The 762-nt window shown below is 72.3% G+C and carries 1 protein-coding gene; it reads left to right on the top strand.

Annotation, left to right across the window (positions count from 1 at the left end; translation table 11 throughout):
* Positions 1-762: DUF4118 domain-containing protein (locus KWI83_RS37800; RefSeq protein WP_218518890.1), on the top strand; the 762-nt coding region annotated here is incomplete at both ends.

The following is a 762-nucleotide window of genomic DNA, read 5'->3' as shown; positions in this document are numbered from 1 at the left end:
AACGCCACCCAGATCGTCCTCGGGTCGTCGCGGCGCAAGGCCTGGCAGTACGTCTTCGGACCCGGCGTCGGCGCGACGGTCGCCCGGGAGTCCGGTCCCGACCTGGACGTCCACATCGTCACGCACGAGGAGGTCGCCAAGGGGCGTGGACTGCCCCAGGCCCGGGGCGCGCGGCTGGGGCGGGCCCGGATCATCTGGGGCTGGGCCGTCGGCCTCGCCGGTCCGGCGATCCTCGCGGTGGTGCTCAACACCGTCGACCTCGGCCTCGCCAACAACGTGCTGCTGTTCCTGACGCTCACGGTGGCGGCGGCGCTGCTCGGCGGGCTGCTCCCGGCGCTGGTCTCGGCGGCCTTCGGATCGTTTCTGCTGAACTACTTCTTCACCCCGCCCCTGCACCGGCTGACGATCTCCGACTCGAAGAACATCGTCGCGCTGGTGATCTTCGTGGCCGTCGCGGTGTCCGTGGCGTCGGTGGTGGACCTCGCGGCCCGGCGGACCCATCAGGCGGCCCGGCTGCGGGCGGAGTCGGAGATCCTGTCCTTCCTCGCGGGCAACGTGCTGCGCGGCGAGACCAGCCTGGAAGCATTGCTGGAGCGGGTGCGCGAGACCTTCGGCATGGAGTCGGCCGCGCTGCTGGAGCGCAAGAGCGACGTCGACCCGTGGACCTGCGTGGGCCGCGTCGGCCTCGGCGGGCCGGTGAAGCGCCCGGAGGACGCGGACGTGGACATGCCGGTCGGGGACCACATGGCGCTCGCGCTGACC

This window comes from Streptomyces sp. TRM70350 (assembly GCF_019219825.1).
Lineage (GTDB): Bacteria > Actinomycetota > Actinomycetes > Streptomycetales > Streptomycetaceae > Streptomyces.
Note: the sequence above shows the minus strand (reverse complement) of the source record. Positions and strands in the feature narration are given on the sequence as shown.